The sequence below is a fragment of the Streptomyces sp. adm13(2018) genome, from assembly GCF_008042145.1.
Lineage (GTDB): Bacteria > Actinomycetota > Actinomycetes > Streptomycetales > Streptomycetaceae > Streptomyces.
The window spans coordinates 18,582-20,480 of sequence record NZ_RDBH01000058.1; the positions used below are offsets into that span (position 1 = coordinate 18,582).

The following is a 1,899-nucleotide window of genomic DNA, read 5'->3' on the forward strand; positions in this document are numbered from 1 at the left end:
TCGGGCAGCCCGGGCGGCAGTTCGGCGGCAGCCCGCCCGCGCCCGCGACCTTCGGCCGGCCCGGGGTCCCGCGCCCTATACGAGGACGCGCGTCCGAGAACCCTGAGGAGTGGACCCATGTCCCAGATCGCCCCCGCCGCGGAACTGGCCGCGGCCCTGCGCGACGTCATGACCGAGGCCGACCGCCACGAGCCCCTGGGCGAGGCCAAGTTCGCCGTACTGGAGGCGGCGGTGCAGCTCATCGACGCGGACCGGCCGGAGCTGGCGGACCAGCCCCGGCTCCGGACGGAGCTGCTGCGCGAGGCGCTCGGCTCGGTGCGGGCGGCCGCGGTCGCCACCGGCATCGCCGTCACCCGCGCCAACGAGGTGTCGCGCGTCCTCGTATAGGGCGCGGGACCCCGGGCCGGCCGAAGGTCGCGGGCGCGGGCGGGCTGCCGCCGAACTGCCGCCCGGGCTGCCCGAACCGGCGGAGGCGGGCTCGTAGCGTCGAGGCACCGGTGCGGCACCGGATCCCCGTTCCAACGGAACCCACAGAGGTGAAGCCATGGCAACCAATCCGTTCGACGACGCCGACGGCCGTTTCGTCGTCCTGGCCAACGACGAGGGCCAGCACTCGCTGTGGCCCGCCCGGATCCGTCGCCCGGAGGGCTGGCAGCTGGTCCGCGAGGAGGGCGACAAGCAGGAGTGCGCCGAGTACATCGAGGCCAACTGGACGGATCTGCGGCCCCGTTCGGTCGTGGTCGCGATGGGCGGCTGACGTCCGGCACGCACACGCGGGGGCGGCGTCGGTACCGGGTTCCACGAACCCGGTACCGACGCCGCCCCCGTTCCGTTCCCGTGCCCCGTCCGAGACGAGGCCCTGTCCCGTGCCCCGGCCTTCCGCGGCCGGGAACGGGGGCCGGGTCCGGCGGCCGGAGGTGTCACTCCTCGCCGACCACGCACCACTCCAGTACGGCCATGGCGGCGGTCATCTTGTGGTGGGCCTGCCGCCACGCGAGGCTGCGCTCGCCGTCGAGGACCTCGTCGGTGACCTCCTGGCCGCGGACGGCCGGCAGGTCGTGCAGGAAGACGGTGTCCGGGCCGCTGTACCGCTCGAAGAACGCCCGGTCGATGGCGAACCCCTCGAACGCGGCGAGCCAGTTCGGGTCCGCCTTCGGGACGCCCATGGTCTGCCAGCGGCTCGTGTAGACCGCGTCCACGGGGCCCTCGACCTCGGCCGGGTCGGTGATCCGGCGCACCTGGTGGGCGCCGCCGCTCAGTTCGTCGACGAGGTCCAGGGTGGTCTTGGGGACCTCGTACCCCTCCGGGCTGAGCAGGGTGATCCGCAGCCCGGGGGTCAGGGCGCCGGCCAGGGCGAGGGCCGCGCCGGAGCTGTTGCCCTCGCCGACGACGAGGACGTGGAGCCCGTCGAGCCTCCCGAAGTGCTCGGCGAGCGTGGTGAGGTCGGCGATCGCCTGGGTCGGGTGCTCGTCCAGGCTGAGGGCGTTGACCACGGCGAGGTCGGGGCTGCCGCCGAGGCGGCGCATCTCCGCGACGTCCCCGTTGGTGCGGACGACGAGGGCGTCGAGGTACTGGCCGAGGACCCGGCTGGTGTCCTCCACGGTCTCCCCGGTGGTCAGCTGGAGTTCGTCGGGACCGAAGGTGATGACGTCGGCGCCGAGCCGGGTCGCGCCGCTCCAGAACGAGGTCCTGGTCCGGGTGGACGACTTGCGGAAGTAGACACCGACCTGCCGTCCGGCCAGCGGCCGGTCGGCGACGGAGCCGGTGCCGAACTCGACGGCGCGGGCGACGATACGGGCGAGCTGCTCGGGCTTCAGGTCGGCGAGCGAGATCAGGTTGCGCATGGCGGACGGACCTTTCCGGGACGGTGAGAACGAGAGGGAGGAGAGGGAGGGAGCG

The 1,899-nt window shown here is 73.9% G+C and carries 3 protein-coding genes; 2 read left to right on the plus strand and 1 reads right to left on the minus strand.

Annotation, left to right across the window (positions count from 1 at the left end; genetic code table 11):
- The first annotated feature begins 117 nt into the window (after positions 1-117).
- Together EAO70_RS04990 and EAO70_RS04995 are read left to right on the plus strand one after the other, a co-directional pair.
- The gene (locus EAO70_RS04990) at positions 118-387 is read left to right on the plus strand and encodes a hypothetical protein (protein WP_148001796.1); all 270 of its coding nucleotides are present in this window, start codon (positions 118-120) and stop codon (positions 385-387) included.
- Between the two features lie 157 nt (positions 388-544).
- Positions 545-757, plus strand: coding sequence for an MbtH family protein (locus EAO70_RS04995; protein ID WP_148001797.1), 213 nt, complete (start codon positions 545-547; stop codon positions 755-757).
- Between the two features lie 163 nt (positions 758-920).
- On the opposite strand, the gene EAO70_RS05000 is transcribed toward EAO70_RS04995, so the two are convergent.
- Positions 921-1,844, minus strand: coding sequence for an ornithine carbamoyltransferase (locus EAO70_RS05000; protein WP_148001798.1), 924 nt, complete (start codon positions 1,842-1,844; stop codon positions 921-923).
- Between the last annotated feature and the right edge of the window lie 55 nt (positions 1,845-1,899).